This is a genomic window from Jeotgalibaca dankookensis, assembly GCF_002005405.1.
GTDB lineage: Bacteria > Bacillota > Bacilli > Lactobacillales > Aerococcaceae > Jeotgalibaca > Jeotgalibaca dankookensis.
This window is the reverse complement of the sequence record NZ_CP019728.1, coordinates 1,791,737-1,808,060: the sequence shown is the minus strand read 5'-3', so window position 1 is coordinate 1,808,060 and position 16,324 is coordinate 1,791,737. Positions and strand designations below refer to the sequence as shown.

Annotated in this window: 14 protein-coding genes; 12 read left to right on the top strand and 2 right to left on the bottom strand. The window is 40.0% G+C overall.

The window, feature by feature from the left end; all coding sequences use genetic code 11:
* Nucleotides 1-176 precede the first annotated feature (176 nt).
* The 12 genes from BW727_RS08875 (at nucleotide 177) to BW727_RS08820 (ending at nucleotide 12,662) form a co-directional block, all read left to right on the top strand.
* Entirely contained in the window at nucleotides 177-677 is a 501-nt protein-coding gene (locus BW727_RS08875) for a dCTP deaminase/dUTPase family protein (protein ID WP_062470037.1), read from the top strand.
* An 88-nt stretch (nucleotides 678-765) separates the two neighbouring features.
* Entirely contained in the window at nucleotides 766-2,148 is a 1,383-nt protein-coding gene (gene radA / locus BW727_RS08870; RefSeq protein ID WP_062470040.1) for a DNA repair protein RadA, read from the top strand.
* A 35-nt stretch (nucleotides 2,149-2,183) separates the two neighbouring features.
* Entirely contained in the window at nucleotides 2,184-3,278 is a 1,095-nt protein-coding gene (locus tag BW727_RS08865) for a PIN/TRAM domain-containing protein (RefSeq protein ID WP_062470064.1), read from the top strand.
* A gap of 23 nt (nucleotides 3,279-3,301) precedes the next feature.
* The gene (gene gltX / locus BW727_RS08860; RefSeq protein ID WP_062470043.1) at nucleotides 3,302-4,774 is read left to right on the top strand and encodes a glutamate--tRNA ligase; all 1,473 of its coding nucleotides are present in this window, start codon (nucleotides 3,302-3,304) and stop codon (nucleotides 4,772-4,774) included.
* Nucleotides 4,775-4,844: 70 nt separating this feature from the next.
* Nucleotides 4,845-6,254: a cysteine--tRNA ligase gene (gene cysS, locus BW727_RS08855; RefSeq protein WP_062470046.1), complete on the top strand. Its 1,410-nt coding sequence runs from the start codon at nucleotides 4,845-4,847 to the stop codon at nucleotides 6,252-6,254.
* Nucleotides 6,239-6,658 (top strand): Mini-ribonuclease 3, encoded by a 420-nt coding sequence (locus BW727_RS08850; RefSeq protein ID WP_227807179.1) that lies wholly within the window; start codon nucleotides 6,239-6,241, stop codon nucleotides 6,656-6,658. The genes cysS and BW727_RS08850 overlap by 16 nt, the downstream gene beginning before the upstream one ends.
* A complete protein-coding gene (rlmB, locus tag BW727_RS08845) occupies nucleotides 6,651-7,484 on the top strand; it encodes a 23S rRNA (guanosine(2251)-2'-O)-methyltransferase RlmB (protein WP_077795841.1) in 834 nt (277 codons plus the stop codon). The genes BW727_RS08850 and rlmB overlap by 8 nt, the downstream gene beginning before the upstream one ends.
* A 24-nt stretch (nucleotides 7,485-7,508) precedes the next feature.
* Complete coding sequence (locus BW727_RS08840) at nucleotides 7,509-8,030, top strand: NYN domain-containing protein (RefSeq protein WP_062470052.1); 522 nt, start codon at nucleotides 7,509-7,511, stop codon at nucleotides 8,028-8,030.
* A gap of 41 nt (nucleotides 8,031-8,071) precedes the next feature.
* The gene (locus BW727_RS08835; RefSeq protein ID WP_062470055.1) at nucleotides 8,072-8,650 is read left to right on the top strand and encodes a sigma-70 family RNA polymerase sigma factor; all 579 of its coding nucleotides are present in this window, start codon (nucleotides 8,072-8,074) and stop codon (nucleotides 8,648-8,650) included.
* Between the two features lie 177 nt (nucleotides 8,651-8,827).
* Nucleotides 8,828-9,664, top strand: a complete 837-nt coding sequence (locus tag BW727_RS08830) for an IS30 family transposase (RefSeq protein WP_077795840.1) — start codon at nucleotides 8,828-8,830, stop codon at nucleotides 9,662-9,664.
* A 116-nt stretch (nucleotides 9,665-9,780) separates the two neighbouring features.
* Nucleotides 9,781-10,617, top strand: coding sequence for an IS30 family transposase (locus tag BW727_RS08825; protein ID WP_077795840.1), 837 nt, complete (start codon nucleotides 9,781-9,783; stop codon nucleotides 10,615-10,617).
* 89 nt (nucleotides 10,618-10,706) lie between these two features.
* Nucleotides 10,707-12,662, top strand: a complete 1,956-nt coding sequence (locus BW727_RS08820; protein ID WP_077795839.1) for a putative bifunctional diguanylate cyclase/phosphodiesterase — start codon at nucleotides 10,707-10,709, stop codon at nucleotides 12,660-12,662.
* 101 nt (nucleotides 12,663-12,763) lie between these two features.
* Here the strand turns inward: BW727_RS08820 and BW727_RS08815 are convergent, their stop codons facing one another.
* Nucleotides 12,764-14,287, bottom strand: coding sequence for an IS1182 family transposase (locus BW727_RS08815; RefSeq protein WP_077795838.1), 1,524 nt, complete (start codon nucleotides 14,285-14,287; stop codon nucleotides 12,764-12,766).
* Nucleotides 14,288-14,430: 143 nt separating this feature from the next.
* Nucleotides 14,431-16,320, bottom strand: coding sequence for a ferrous iron transporter B (feoB, locus tag BW727_RS08810; protein WP_217994426.1), 1,890 nt, complete (start codon nucleotides 16,318-16,320; stop codon nucleotides 14,431-14,433).
* Between the last annotated feature and the right edge of the window lie 4 nt (nucleotides 16,321-16,324).

Below are 16,324 nucleotides of genomic sequence, written 5' to 3'. Positions count from 1 at the left end.
TTAAGAATAAATGAAAACGCATTAATAAGCTAAGTCAAACTGACCGAATCTTAAGGATTATTTTTGTGCATAATTACGAAAGCCCTTTCAAAATTTGATAATTATAGAGCTTTCAAAGCTTAACTCGTATTTATATGTTAAAATTATCCTATGAAAATAGTTGAAAGGAAGATTAAATGAGAACGCGAGGATTTGAAATTGTTTCTAAGTATCAAGACAAAGGGTTAGAGCTCCCAAAACGTGCCACCAAACATTCAGCTGGCTATGATTTTCAAGCTTCTGAGGAAGTGATATTACCATCTATTTGGAACACACTCTTTAAACATGACCGAAATGCACCAAAGAAGGGGTTAACCCCTGTACTCGTACCAACAGGAATAAAAGCATATATGCAAGATGACGAATACTTGCAACTGACTAATCGATCGAGTAACCCTATCAAACATTTTTTAATCCTGCCAAATGGTGTAGGTGTCGTAGATGCCGACTATTACAATAACGATGATAATGAAGGGGAGATTTTCTTTCAATTATTGAATTATGGATTACGCGACAAAGTGATTAAAAAAGGCGACCGAATTGGTCAAGGAATATTCATGAAATTTCTAAAGGTGGATGATGAAGCAGTCATTGAGGGATATCGCCTTGGTGGATTCGGTTCTTCCGACCAAGATTAATATAAAATTAACGGCTATCGCATACGCGGCCTTCTGCTTATATGTTAAAATAGGAGCATGTCGATTGGGCAAAAAAGGAGTTTAGTAGATGGCAAAGAAAAAAACAATTAAATATGTCTGTCAAGCATGTGGCTATGAGTCTGCTAAGTGGTTAGGAAGATGTCCCTCTTGCGGCGCTTGGAACCAAATGGAAGAAGAAAAAGAATTAGCTGTTTCTGAAAAACATCAACCTCACGTTAATTTCTCCGGACAATCAGCGGAAGCAGTGGCAATTCAAAATATTAAGGTTGAAGATATACCGCGCATTACAACAGATATGGAAGAGGTAAACCATGTTTTAGGTGGTGGAATCGTACCTGGATCACTTATTTTAATTGGCGGGGATCCCGGAATTGGGAAATCAACTCTTTTACTACAAGTTTCCGCACAGATAAATAACAAAAAAATTCCAGTCCTCTACGTTTCTGGTGAAGAAAGTGCTAGCCAGATTAAATTACGTGCCGAACGTCTCGGGGTTAAGGGGATGGACTTTTACATTTATCCAGAAACAGATGTGGATGCCATTTCACAAACTATTGAGCGGTTAAAACCACAGTTAGTAGTGATTGATTCGATTCAAACCATGGTAAAGGCTGATAACGATAGTATGGCAGGAAGCGTTTCTCAAGTGCGCGAGTCCACGCAAGCCTTGATGCGAATTGCGAAGACCAATAATATCTCTATTTTTATTGTCGGCCATGTAACCAAAGAAGGAAATATTGCAGGACCTAGAATGCTCGAACATATGGTAGATACTGTTTTATATTTTGAAGGCGATCGTCACCATACTTTCCGTATTTTACGCGCGGTTAAAAACCGTTTTGGCTCTACAAACGAAATCGGTGTATTCGAAATGGCGCAAGGTGGTTTGCGTGAAGTGACCAATCCTTCAGAGATGTTTTTAGAAGAACGGTTAGCCGGTGCATCTGGCTCTGCTGTAGTGGCTTCCATGGAAGGAACAAGGCCTATCTTAGCGGAAATCCAGTGTTTGATTACGCCTACTGCTTTTGGGAACGCGAGACGGACGACAAGTGGACTTGATTCCAACCGTGTCGCCTTGATTTTAGCAGTTTTAGAAAAGCGAGCAGGCTTATTACTTCAAAACCAAGATGCCTATTTCAAATCAACGGGTGGTGTCCGCTTGGATGAACCAGCGATTGATTTAGCAGTAGCGGTCAGCGTCGCTTCTAGTTACTGGGATACGGAAACGTCATCTACGGAATGTTTTATTGGAGAAATTGGTTTAACAGGTGAGATTAGAAGAGTCAATCGGGTTGAACAACGTGTAAATGAAGCGATGAAATTAGGCTTCAAACGTATTTATTTACCGAAAAACAATATGTCTGGTTGGGACCATCCTGAAGGAGTCGAACTAATCGGTGTGACAACCGTTTCGCAAACCTTACGCAAGGTATTTCCTAACCGCAAATAAAATAAATCATTATGGAAGGAGGATAAATAATGAAAATGAAACGAATTATCTCGGTAATATTTCTCATTATCGGGGGAAGTGTTGGAATCACGTTGATGCCTCATCTTTGGGAACTCGTCGGTTTATTGAACTCATCTTTTAATAATGTTTTTGTCAACTTTGGTATTGGTGCATTTATATTTTTCCTACTGTCTTTAGCATCAGCGAATTTTATTGTCAGGACATTAAAAAAAATAGAGAATTACTTCAGTAAACAGTCCGCAACCTTTATCTTATTTGGTGCCATGGGGATTATTATCGGACTGGTCTTAGCTTGGTTAATTGGAATTCCTCTGACTGCTTGGGATCTTCCTGTCTTTAGTAATGTTCTACCAACTATTTTATCAATTGGACTTGCTTATGCAGGCTTTTATGTAGGAACCACACGGATTGAAGATTTTCGTAAGCTTTTTACTCCTAAGAAACGTCCTGATGAAGGACAATTATTGGAGCGCAAGGCCGATTCAACTTTTCGTAAATATAAAATTTTAGACACCAGCGTTATCATTGATGGGCGTATTTACGATATTGCTCAAACAGGTTTTTTAGAAGGTGTTTTGGTTATTCCTAACTTTGTTTTACGCGAGCTCCAGTATATTGCTGATTCATCGGATAGTTTAAAACGAGTGCGTGGCCGTCGCGGCTTAGACATTTTAAATAGCCTTCAAAAAGAAGAAGTGATGACTGTTGAAAGCTATGATGGGGAATTTGAAGAAATTGCGGAAGTAGACAGTAAGCTCATTCGCTTAGCGAAACTCATTGATGGAGTGGTTGTGACCAACGATTATAATCTGAATAAGGTAAGTGAATTTCAAAATGTCCCGGTATTGAATATCAACGAACTGGCTAATGCAGTCAAACCCGTGGTTATTCCGGGAGAAAAAATGACAGTTACTGTCATGAAAATGGGAACTGAGCGCAATCAAGGGGTTGCTTATTTAGATGATGGGACTATGATAGTTGTAGAAGACGGACAACACTATATGAATAAAACACTGGATGTAGTAGTCACAAGCGCTTTGCAAACCGCAGCGGGACGAATGATCTTTGCGAAACCCATCCATTCGCAAAAAGGAATCAATCACAAATAAAGCTATTATAAAGGAGAATGAACATGGCTAAAAAAATTCGTGTGCGTTACGCACCTAGTCCAACTGGACATTTACACATCGGAAATGCGCGTACAGCGCTTTTCAATTATTTATTTGCACGTCATAACAATGGGGAATTTATTATCCGTATTGAGGATACCGACCAAAAACGTAGCGTTGAACGTGGCGAAGAAAGTCAACTAGAAAACCTAACGTGGCTTGGAATTGATTGGGATGAAGGTCCAGACAAACCAGGAAAATATGGTCCTTACCGTCAATCAGAGCGTAAAGATATTTATGACTCGTATATTGACCAACTGCTTTTATCCAATCAAGCTTATCACTGCTACTGTACATCTGAAGAATTAGAAGAAGAGCGCGAAAAACAACGTGCCCGTGGTGAAATGCCACATTATAGCGGCCGTTGTGCACATTTAACTCCTGCACAAAAAGCCGCAAAAGAAGCAGAAGGCATTGTGCCAACCATCCGTTTCCGTGTACCTATGGAAAACAGTTATTCTTTCCAAGATATTGTAAAAGGCGAAATCAACTTTGAAGCAAGCAGTGTAGGTGGAGACTTTATTATTCGCAAACGTGATGGGTTCCCTACTTATAACTTTGCAGTTGTAGTCGATGATCATTTAATGGCCATTACCCATGTTCTACGTGGAGACGACCACATTGCCAACACACCAAAACAAATGATGATTTATGAAGCCTTTGATTGGGCCCACCCTAAGTTTGGACACATGACTCTCATTATCAACAGTGAAACTGGGAAAAAATTAAGTAAGCGTGATGAATCTATTTTGCAATTTATCGAACAATACAAAGAACTAGGCTATCTACCAGAAGCCATGTTTAACTTTATTACCTTACTGGGCTGGTCGCCAGTTGGCGAAGAAGAAGTCTTCAGTCAAGAAGAACTCATCGAAATGTTTGATGCCGATCGTTTAAGTAAATCACCAGCTGCCTTTGATGCTAAAAAGCTTGAATGGTTAAATAATCATTACATTAAAGAAGCTGACTTAAGTGAATTGGTGCCATTGGCAACCAAACATTTAATCGAAGCCGGGAAAATTCCTTCAGACCCAGATCAAGAAACAAAGGACTGGGTAGAAAAACTTGTTTCTCTCTACCATGAACAAATGAGCTACGCTGCAGAAATTGTGGAGCTTTCTGAACTTTTCTTCAATGAGACGGTAACCTTTAACGAAGCTGAAAAAGAAGTTCTAGCTGGCGAAACCGTGCCAACTGTTTTAGAAGCTTTCAAAGAAAAACTTGTAGCGGTTGAACCTTTTGAAGAGAAAGAGATCAAAGCTGCCATTAAAGAAGTTCAAAAAGAAACAGGCGTAAAAGGAAAAAACCTCTTTATGCCGATTCGTGTGGCTATTAGTGGGGAAATGCATGGACCAGAAATTGGTAAAACAATTGAAGTATTAGGCCGTGAAAAGAGTCTTTCTCATTTGGAAATGGCCTTATCAGACATCAAATAAGCATTAACAAGCGGACTCTTTCTTGAAAGGGTCCATCTTGTTATTATATAGGAAATGAAAGGAGCGACGGATGTTGAAAATCTATAATACCCTCACTCGAGAAAAAGAAGAATTTAAACCATTAGAAGCAGGTAAGGTAAAGATGTACGTTTGTGGACCTACTGTTTATAATTATATCCATATCGGTAATTCACGAAGTACAGTCGCTTTCGACACAATCCGCCGTTATTTAGAATACCGTGGCTACGAAGTTAATTATGTCTCAAACTTTACCGACGTAGACGATAAAATCATTCGAACTGCCAAAGAAATGGCCCTAACTCCAGTAGAATTAGCAGATAAATTTATTGCTGCCTTTAAAGAAGACACTCAGGCTCTGGAAGTCCTAGAAGCAACGGTTCATCCCCGTGTCATGGATAATATTCCAGAAATCATTGCCTTTATAGCAGCGTTAATTGAAAAAGGGTACGCCTATGAATCAGATGGTGATGTCTATTACCGTACTGAGAAGTTTGATGATTACGGCCAATTGAGCGACCAATCTATTAAGGATTTACGAATGGGCGCCAGTGAACGAATGGAAGAGGAAAATCTCAAAAAAGAGAGTCCCATTGATTTTGCGTTATGGAAACAAGCCAAACCCGGAGAGATTTCTTGGGAGTCACCATGGGGCGAAGGCCGACCAGGCTGGCATATTGAGTGTTCGGTAATGGCAACGAAGTATTTAGGCGAAACCATTGATATTCATGGGGGTGGACACGACTTAACCTTCCCTCACCACGAAAATGAGATTGCTCAGAGTGAAGCAAAAACCGGACATACCTTTGTTAATTACTGGATGCATAATGGATTTGTGACCATGGGCGAATCAGAAGAAAAAATGAGTAAATCATTAGGGAACTTTGTTCTAGTTCACGATATTTTGAAGAAAGTGGATGCTCAGGTCTTGCGTTTTCTGTTAGCAGCAGCACATTACCGTCGTCCTATTAAATTTAGTGACCGCACCGTTGAAGAAGCGCGTAACAATTTAGAAAAAATCCGTTCAGCCTATAACAATGCCCAATATCGTCTAGAAGCAGCTGATTCTGATCTTTCCAGTGACCAAACTGATCTAGCAGTATTTGAAGCTCTAGAAGCGCGCTTTGTTAAGGAAATGGATGATGATTTCCAAGCAGATAATGCCATGACAGTGATTTATCAATTCGTAAAAGAACTGAATATGTATAGCGAACGCGATCAAGTTTCACAAGTCGTCTTAGAAAAAGCCCTTAGCTTGCTAGAGCAGCTGATGATGATTTTTGGTATTAAATTACAAGCAGATACCATTCTAGATGGCGATATCCAAGCCTTAATTGATGAACGCATACAAGCGCGTCAAGATAAAAACTTTAGCCGTAGTGATGAAATTCGTGATTATCTAAAAGAACAAGGCATTATTTTGGATGATACAAATCAAGGAACGAGATGGAGACGCGCATGAGTGAAAAAGACTGGTCATTATTAAATGGGTTGGCTCTTGCCTATATTGGAGATGCTGCTTATGAAGTGTATATTCGTGAGCACCTCATGCGAAAAGGTTGGACTAAACCCAACGATTTACACCGGCGTGCGACGCACTATGTGTCTGCTAAGGCACAAGCGCAGTTGATGCACGCCATGATCGCTGAAGAAGGCTTCTTAACTGAAACAGAAATGGATATTTATAGACGTGGACGCAATGCCAAAAGTCATACGATCGCTAAAAATGCCGATGTCACGACTTACCGAATTTCAACAGGGTTTGAAGCTTTGTTTGGTTTTTTACATTTGACTAAGCAGATCGAACGCTTCGAGGCTCTGGTTTGGTGGTGCATCGCACAAGTGGAGGACCAAGTAAATGAATAAAAATAATCGAAAACCTAGAAGAGACGATTCCCACAAGGGACGTGCACCTAAGCGTTCCGTAGAAAAGAAATCGAACGAACGTCCTGAACAAAGAGATGATTTTGTAATTGGCAAACATGCTGTTTATGAAACGTTGCAATCCGATCGTGATATTAACAAGCTCTTCTTACAAGAAGGCGCAGGTGGGGAACGAATTGGCGAGATTTTAGAACTCGCGAAAGAGCGTCACATTCAAATTCAAATCGTTCCTAAGACAAAGTTAGATTTATTATCAGATGATGGCGTTCACCAAGGCGTTATGGTCGCAACGGCCGCTTTCCAGTATGCCACTGTGGATGATTTATTTGATGTGGCTAAGGAAAAAGGCGAAGATCCTTTCTTTCTTATTCTAGATGGCATTGAAGATCCGCATAACTTAGGTTCTATTATGCGAACGGCCGATGCCAGCGGGGTTCATGGCTTGATTATCCCTAAACGCCGAGCAGTAGGACTAACCGGAACGGTTGCTAAAACGTCTACCGGAGCGATTGAACATGTTCCGGTTGCTCGTGTTACGAACCTGGCACGTACCGTGGATGAGTTAAAAGAACGTGGTGTCTGGATTTATGCTACCGATATGAAGGGTGAATCTTTTGAGAAATGGGACGCAAATTTACCCGTAGCTGTTATCATCGGAAACGAAGGAAAAGGCGTTTCAAGACTTTTAAAGGATAAGGCAGATGGTTTGCTGACAATCCCTATGAAAGGCCACGTACAGAGCTTAAATGCCGGCGTAGCGGCTGGACTGATGATGTATGAAGTTTATCGCAGGCGGAATTTCGTTTAAAATTGATTAGGAGGTGAGATCACGATGAAAAAAGATGTTTTAGTAGTGGATGGCTATAATATGATCGGTGCTTGGCCGGAACTCGTTAAGCTCAAGGATCGTGGTCTCATTGAGGACGCACGCGACCGACTCTTAACCATTTTATCCAACTACCAAACCTATGAAGGGGTAACGGTATGGGTGGTTTTTGATGCCCAGTTTGTTCCAGGGATTACCCAAGAATATACCCGCTATAAGGTGAAGGTGGTCTTTACCTCTCAGGGCGAAACAGCTGATACCTACATTGAAGGAATCGTTGATAAACTAAAGAATGTCCTGACAGAAGTCACCGTAGCGACTAGCGATTTAGCCGAACAACAGCTCGTTTTTGCCAAGGGAGCTAACCGCATGTCAGCACAAGACCTTTTTATCGAAATAAAGCGTTCCAAAAATCATCAAGACCAAGTTTCCCATCAGAATCATCACCATTCCAGCATACGCAAACGGGGCACCCTATCTGAAGAGCAATTAAATCAGCTAAAGGTATTGCGGGATGAGTTGAATTAGGACATAATAAACATGTGTCAAGGTTGTCTTTGGGGGATAACATGCTTGATAAAAATGAAAAAACTAATGATATTGAAGAAATGGTAATTGCAATTAAAGATGGAGAAATGGATTATTTTGAACCTCTATTCAATAGGTTTTATCCGCTCGTTAAAAAATATGCGCAACAATATTACTTACGCTATTTTGAATATGAGGACCTGTTACAAGAGGCGCGGCTGGCCATGTTTGATGCGGTAAAAAAATATGATTCTAGTAAAGGGATGCACTTTGCAGGTTATTACCGACTTACTTTACAACACCACATTTATGGTATTATTAGAAAAGAAGGTGCTATAAAACGGATCGGGGATCGAAATGCAACTTCTTTAGATGAATTAATTGAAACGAATCCTATGTTACAGTTATCTTTTACGGATTACCAAACACCTGATAGCATCTTACAGATCAATGAAGCTTATAAAACCTACCCTTCTTTACTTTCCGACTTCGAAAAGCAAGTATATACTTTTTATATGCAAGGCTTTTCAACTCGCGCAATTGCCTTAGAATTAAATATCGATGTTATAAGAGTGCGGAACGCTTTAGAGCGTTGTCGACGTAAGTTTAAACTTATTTAAATTTCCAAATCATTTAAAGCTGACAACCTCGGACACAAACCAACCCTAAGCACATGCTTGGGGTTTTTATATGATGAATTGTAATATTAAGTGCAACACCTAGGTAAAATAAAAGAAACCCATGACGACCTCGTGTAGAATGGAGTTACCACACAACATTCGACTGGAGGACTCGCCATGAGCTACACTCATTTTACCATAGCCGAACGCTCAAAAATAGAAACGCTTCGTGATCTAGGTTTTTCGATCCGCCGGATCGCTCGAATCCGTGGAGCAAAATCAAAGTTGACTTCTGAAATCAAAGAAAAGGTTCAGGAAAAACTAACTCTTACCTGGTCTCCAGAACAAATTGTAGGCCGGCTATTTCAAGGGAAAATTTCTTTCAAAACAATCTATCGCTGGCTCTATTACGGTCTCTTACAAGTTCCATTGTCCGTTCTGAGACAAAAAGGCAAACGACAGAAACCAAAAGAAACCAGAGGAAGATTCAATATCGGAACCTCTATTTCAAAACGACCAAAAGACGTCAAGAAGCGAACGACCTTCGGTCACTGGGAGCTGGACACCGTCGTATCAGGACGCGGACAGGCAAAAGGTTGCGTTGCTACTTTCCTAGAGAGGAAAAGCCGCTGGTACCTCGTTATCAAAATACCCAACCGTTCCGCTTCCTCAATGGAAGGGGCTATACGAAAACTGACTACGCTTTTTCCTGAAACTGCCTTCCAAAGTTTTACGACAGACAGAGGAAAGGAATTCAGCTGTTATCCTGTCATTGAAGAAGACTTAAGCATCCCTGTTTATTTCGCAGATCCTTATTCTTCTTGGCAACGAGGAAGCAATGAAAACAGTAATGGACTCCTGAAGGAGTTCTTTCCGAGGAGAACCAACTTTGATCATGTGGAACAGGAAGAACTTCAAAAAGCTTTGTACCTGATTAATAATAGACCAAGAAAATGTCTTGGCTACCGAACGCCTCACGAGGTCTTTATGGAAGAGGTGTTGCACTTAATTTGACAAACTATCATGATGAATTGTAATATTAAGTGCAACACCTAGGTAAAATAAAAGAAACCCATGACGACCTCGTGTAGAATGGAGTTACCACACAACATTCGACTGGAGGACTCGCCATGAGCTACACTCATTTTACCATAGCCGAACGCTCAAAAATAGAAACGCTTCGTGATCTAGGTTTTTCGATCCGCCGGATCGCTCGAATCCGTGGAGCAAAATCAAAGTTGACTTCTGAAATCAAAGAAAAGGTTCAGGAAAAACTAACTCTTACCTGGTCTCCAGAACAAATTGTAGGCCGGCTATTTCAAGGGAAAATTTCTTTCAAAACAATCTATCGCTGGCTCTATTACGGTCTCTTACAAGTTCCATTGTCCGTTCTGAGACAAAAAGGCAAACGACAGAAACCAAAAGAAACCAGAGGAAGATTCAATATCGGAACCTCTATTTCAAAACGACCAAAAGACGTCAAGAAGCGAACGACCTTCGGTCACTGGGAGCTGGACACCGTCGTATCAGGACGCGGACAGGCAAAAGGTTGCGTTGCTACTTTCCTAGAGAGGAAAAGCCGCTGGTACCTCGTTATCAAAATACCCAACCGTTCCGCTTCCTCAATGGAAGGGGCTATACGAAAACTGACTACGCTTTTTCCTGAAACTGCCTTCCAAAGTTTTACGACAGACAGAGGAAAGGAATTCAGCTGTTATCCTGTCATTGAAGAAGACTTAAGCATCCCTGTTTATTTCGCAGATCCTTATTCTTCTTGGCAACGAGGAAGCAATGAAAACAGTAATGGACTCCTGAAGGAGTTCTTTCCGAGGAGAACCAACTTTGATCATGTGGAACAGGAAGAACTTCAAAAAGCTTTGTACCTGATTAATAATAGACCAAGAAAATGTCTTGGCTACCGAACGCCTCACGAGGTCTTTATGGAAGAGGTGTTGCACTTAATTTGACAAACTATCATATGTAAAAATTTGAATAAAGTCGCCTTCGGATAGCTATCCCTTATGCTCAAAATAAAGTATAATAAGCAGAAATATAAATGTCAGAAATAAGCTTAGGGAGACAATATATGGGAGCTGGATTTGCATTACTTTTTATTATAATCATCTCTTTTCTTTTATTTATTGAGTGGTATCGAAGAAAAACTCTAAAAGATAAAATAGCCGCAAGTGATCATCAGCTTGCTTTTAATAAAATGGTTTTAGAAATTGCATTTGAATTTATGACAATCAATCAAGAGAATGCCGATGATAAAGTGGAATATTTGTTGGAAAGAATTGGTAGTTTTTTCCATATGGACCGTACGTACCTGTTCGAAGTAGATCCAGAGAACCAAACCATGGCCTATTCACATGAATGGTGTGCCGAAGGAATTGAATCCCAAATCGGTCCTATAACAAAAGTACCGCTAGCTATTTTCCCTTGGTGGATCAACCAACTAGAAAAAAATAACCTCGTTTATGTAGAAGACGTTAATCAGATGCCGGATGAAGCTCATGCTGAACAAAGAGAGTTACGCCGATTAGGATCGCATTCTTTAATATCGGTTCCTGTGAGAGTAGAGGGTGAGATTGTGGCCTTTATCGGTCTTGTTTCTGTGGGCGCAAATAAAGAATGGTCACAAGAAAATGTTGAATTACTTGATACCATGGCTGAAATTACCGCAAATGGAATTATCAAACTGGATTACAATCGAAAGATTGACTTTATGGCTTATCATGACATCTTAACTGGTTTACCTAACCGGTGTGCGTTAACTGAACGGGTTGAACAAAAAATTAACAAAAATGACCACCAAGAGCATCCAATCGGAATGTTATTTATTGACATTGATAGCTTTAGAGGAATTAACGATACGTTGGGGCATGATGAAGGAGACCATTTACTCAAACAAGTCGCTAGTCGCTTGCTCACAGTCGCTAGTAAAGCTGACACCGTTTGTCGTCTCGGTGGAGATGAATTTGTGCTCTATGTAAATGGCTATGAAAAGGAAGAAGATTTAGAATACATTGCTACTCAGGTTATGGAAGTCTTTCAAAAACCCTTTGTTTTAAGAGACCAAAACCACCCCGTGACAGCTAGTATAGGGATTTCTCGTTACCCTAAAGATGGCGAAGATGTGGAAACACTTATTAAGCATGCTGAAATGGCGAAGGAAAAAGCTAAAGAATTGGGCGGAAATCAGTACCAAAAAGCCTCTAAAGCATTAAAAAACCATGCCCTTGAAACGATAGAATTAACCAACGCTCTCCATCAAGCCTTAGAAAAAGAGGAAATGTTACTCTATTACCAGCCAAAAGTAAACGGTAGAACCGGCGAGATATTAGGTTTAGAAGCCTTATTACGTTGGAACCGACCCGGGTACGGCTTCATATCACCCGCTGACTTTATCCCATTGGCTGAAAAAACCCGGCAAATTCTGCCAATCGGTTATTGGGTCTTAAAAACAGCTTGTCAGCAATGTAAAGACTGGCAAGAAAAGGGCTTTTCTCAAATGAAAATGGCGGTTAATCTCTCTGTTTATCAAATAAACCATCCTGATATTGTACAACAGGTCCAGTCTGTATTAGAAGAAACTGGTTTAGAAGGTAAGTATCTGGAGCTAGAAATTACCGAAAGTGCGACGGTTAATACAAATAAGCAGATAGAAGAAGTCTTAAAAGAGCTTAAAGCGATGGGTATTACCATTTCTATCGATGATTTCGGTAAAGAGTATTCTTCCTTAAGTAGGTTTAAAGAATTATCAATAGATAAGATTAAAATAGATATGTCCTTTGTTCAAGGGATTGGGATTAACATCAAAGATGAAGCTATTATTAAGGCCGTTGCGCTATTAATGACTGAATTGAAGGTAGACTTTTTGGCTGAAGGTGTAGAAACGAAAGAGCAAGTCGACTTTTTATTAAGGCTCGGGTGTTATCAATTCCAAGGCTATTATTTTTACCGACCGATGCCAGTGAAAGAATTTGAAAGCGTAGTAAATATGAAAAATTAAAAAGAGGCTGGGACAAAATATCTCAGCTAACCAAAAAGATGAATGAGTTCAAAAAACTCAATCATCTTTTTGGTTTTGTATTAAAAAGTCGCGTAATTCTGTTAACTAGCCTTCCTTAGATTATATTTTCTCAAGTTATTGGCCATCAAGGCCAATTCAATATCAACTTTTACCTTTTCTTTTCCACGTAAATGGAATCGAGTGAAACCCAAATTAGCCTTTATCTGGCCAAAAACAGGCTCAACATCGATTTTGCGTTGTGCAAAAATCCGAGACCCTTCGGGCGATAAAAGCTTACTCGTTTCTTGTTCTTTTAATTCCTCATAGTGCCAATTATAGTTAAATGATTTTTGGGGGGCTTCTTCCGGATTAGTCGGTTTATATACATGGATTATCTGAACGAAACCACTCGTGTTCTTCTTGCGGCTGATATGGCTGAAATAATATTTCGTACCATCCGGATGGACAAAATAATTTTCTTCCGCCACATACTCCCAATTTTTTCTGTTTTTATCTGATGATTTATAACTACGCTTTTGTTCTTTATCAAACGCATTATATTTGATAAGGTGTTCCACATCAATTTGGTCCAAGTAATCCAGGTTTTCCTCACTGCCATATCCAGCATCAGCTACAATGGTCTTCGGTAAAATGGTCAAGGAATCTACAAAAGGGATGAGTGTCCGCGTATCCGTAGGATTAGGAAACACCCCGACGGCCAAAGCGAATTGGTTTTCAGTACCAATTTGAATATTGTATCCTGCCTTAAGTTGTCCATTTTGCATATAGTCATCTTTCATTCGCATAAACGTAGCGTCGGTATCCGTTTTTGAGAAGCTGTTCCGATCCTCAAAAACTTCTTCATACGCCGCATATTTTTTCTTACGTGGAATAAAGTCATTGACCAATTTACGCAAGTGTTTCTTTAGCGTCCGTCGTCTTTGCTTTTTAGGGTTTTTCCCTTTAACTGGATTCGCCTCGATGTCACTAGACAGGTCTTGAATTTCTTGCTCAATGATAGTGGCAATTTCTTCCAACTCAGCGGTGGACAGTTCATCAGAATCATCAATCTGCATGGCTTGGTCAACCAATGGTTGAATTTCTTCCTTAAAGTACTGCATCGCCTTTTCTTTAAGGGAAGCTTTGTATCTCTCAATGGCCTTTTTCCAGACAAAAGAAAACTTATTGGCATTTGCTTCAATTTTCGTGCCATCAACGAAGAGGGTTTCCATCGTGACCATATTTTCTGTCTTCAGTTTCGCTGCAAATTCCGCAAACAATTCCGGTAACAGATTTTGGCAAAACAGTGATGACCGAAACCGGTTGATTGTACGGTAGGAAATCGTTTCTTGGCTTACCAACCACATCATAGCGATGTTCTCCAACATCATCTTTTCCATTTTCCGTCCCGAGAAGATACCTTCCGAGTAGGCGAATAACAAAGCCTTGATAAGCAAACGCGGGTGATAACCAGGCCTTCCTTCGGAAGCCTCGAATAAAGGATAGGCAGACCAATCTAACGATTCAATAAATTCATCGATAACAAAAACAAGATGGTCTTGGGGAAGCAAAGCGGATAATTCCAATGGTAAAGTGGTTTGGTTTGTGTTATATTTTTTATACATAAGAAAGCCCCTCCTGAATGTATTTGTCGTTATTTACATTATACTAGGTGGCTTTCTTTTTTTATACCAATAACAAAGCAGCCCGGAAGAAAAACTTCCGGGCTGCTTTTTAGCTAGGTTTTGTCCCAGCCCCTTTTGCATATCTAAACTAAATTAAACGAATGAGCAAGGAAGGTCGTTAGCATACAAACACTAACTCCCATTAAGGTAGGGACAAGGAAAGATATCCAAGTCCATTTACTACTTTTTGTTTCTTTATAGATGGTAAGCAGTGTTGTTGAACAAGGCCAGTGATAGATTGTAAAGAGAATCATATTGACAGCAGTTAACCAAGTCCAACCATTATTTAACAGAAGGTTTTTAAATTGGTCTAGAGACTCAAACTCAAACAGAGTGGACTTACTTAAATAACCCATAACCATTATCGGGATAACAATTTCGTTTGCAAGTAATCCCAAAATAAAAGCCATTAAAATAGTTCCATCTAATCCCATTAAACGAGCGAAAGGATCAATGACATCGGTAACACGAGTTAAAAGACTGTAATCACCAATTGTAATGTTAGCTAGCATCCAGATAACCAATCCTGCTGGTGCCGCTACGAGGATGGCACGCCAGAGTACAAAGAGTGTGCGATCAAAAATGGAACGCACAATCACGGATCCAACTTGTGGTTTACGGTAAGGGGGGAGTTCAAGAGTAAATGAAGAAGGAACCCCTTTTAAGATCGTTTTAGAAAGCAGTTGTGAAATCCAAAAAGTAGTCAAGACACCTAGGATAACCGTAGCCGCTAGTAAAATTGCCGAAAGGAAACTACCGCCTAAGCTAACCGAACTTCCTACAAAAAACATAGTAATAATAGAAATTAAAATAGGGAAGCGCCCGTTACATGGCACAAAATTATTCGTTACAATTGCAATTAATTTTTCTCTAGGTGAATTTATAATGCGTGTTCCCACTATGCCGGCAGCATTACAGCCAAATCCCATACACATGGTTAAGGCTTGTTTACCACAAGCGCCTGCTCTTGCGAAGTATTTATCCAAATTAAAAGCAACACGAGGTAAATAACCAAAGTCCTCTAAAAGTGTAAACAAAGGAAAGAAAATAGCCATTGGGGGTAGCATGACTGAAATAACTGTTGAGAGAACATTATAAATCCCGTCAATTAAAGCACCACGTAGCCACTCAGGCATCTGAATGATTCGAGCGAACTGATTGAGGTAATCGCCAATTATAGCAAAAAAGGTCGCTAAGGCATCAGACGGTGCGTTGGCTCCTTGAATCGTTAGCCAGAAAACCATAATTAATAACAAAATCATAATAGGAATGCCAGTTGATTTTTGGGTTAAAATTTTGTCTAAATTTCGATCACGGCGATTGTAATATTCATCCGTGATTTCTACAACGTCGTTTGCAATTGCACTAGCACGGTCTAAAAGTGCTAATTTATTTTCTTCAGGATTTTCTTGTAAACTAACTAAGGCCTCTTTCATGTAGGGATTCATTTTTAGTGTTCCGGAATCAATTTTTGAAAGAGCAGCCATCAAATCATCTAAACCTTCGTTCTGCCGTGCTGCGGTTGCTACAACAGGTACCCCTAATAAATACTGTAATTTCTCAATATCAATATGTATCCCTTTGCGACGTGCTTCATCGATTAAATTGACACAGACAACAACTTTATCACTTGCTTGCATAATTTGTAAAACGAGATTCAAACTACGCTCTAATGAGGTGGCATCGCAAACACAAACGGTTGCTTCTGATCGATCGGATTCAATAAAAGCTTGCGCAACCTCCTCTTCTTCTGAGTTGGATGAAAGTGAATAAGTACCTGGCAAATCAACCAGACAATAAGATTTTCCTTTAAAGTCTGCTATTCCTTCCGCTAAACCAACAGTCTTTCCGGGCCAATTGCCAGTATGTTGCTTTAGGCCGGTCAATTGGTTAAAAACAGTGCTTTTGCCAACATTAGGGTTGCCTGCTAATGAGATGACGTGCCTGCCCATTTTTTTCATTCTGTAATACAAATGT

Bases quoted from the DNA above. Each gene is read 5' to 3' on its own strand.
- BW727_RS08825 (WP_077795840.1), top strand. From the start codon at position 9,781: ATGAGCTACACTCATTTTACCATAGCCGAACGCTCAAAAATAGAAACG.
- BW727_RS08840 (WP_062470052.1), top strand. From the start codon at position 7,509: ATGAAAAAAGATGTTTTAGTAGTGGATGGCTATAATATGATCGGTGCT.
- BW727_RS08820 (WP_077795839.1), top strand. From the start codon at position 10,707: ATGTCAGAAATAAGCTTAGGGAGACAATATATGGGAGCTGGATTTGCA.
- BW727_RS08875 (WP_062470037.1), top strand. From the start codon at position 177: ATGAGAACGCGAGGATTTGAAATTGTTTCTAAGTATCAAGACAAAGGG.
- BW727_RS08830 (WP_077795840.1), top strand. From the start codon at position 8,828: ATGAGCTACACTCATTTTACCATAGCCGAACGCTCAAAAATAGAAACG.
- BW727_RS08865 (WP_062470064.1), top strand. From the start codon at position 2,184: ATGAAACGAATTATCTCGGTAATATTTCTCATTATCGGGGGAAGTGTT.
- cysS (WP_062470046.1), top strand. From the start codon at position 4,845: ATGTTGAAAATCTATAATACCCTCACTCGAGAAAAAGAAGAATTTAAA.
- BW727_RS08850 (WP_227807179.1), top strand. From the start codon at position 6,239: ATGGAGACGCGCATGAGTGAAAAAGACTGGTCATTATTAAATGGGTTG.
- gltX (WP_062470043.1), top strand. From the start codon at position 3,302: ATGGCTAAAAAAATTCGTGTGCGTTACGCACCTAGTCCAACTGGACAT.
- radA (WP_062470040.1), top strand. From the start codon at position 766: ATGGCAAAGAAAAAAACAATTAAATATGTCTGTCAAGCATGTGGCTAT.
- BW727_RS08835 (WP_062470055.1), top strand. From the start codon at position 8,072: ATGCTTGATAAAAATGAAAAAACTAATGATATTGAAGAAATGGTAATT.
- rlmB (WP_077795841.1), top strand. From the start codon at position 6,651: ATGAATAAAAATAATCGAAAACCTAGAAGAGACGATTCCCACAAGGGA.
- BW727_RS08815 (WP_077795838.1), bottom strand. From the start codon at position 14,287: ATGTATAAAAAATATAACACAAACCAAACCACTTTACCATTGGAATTA.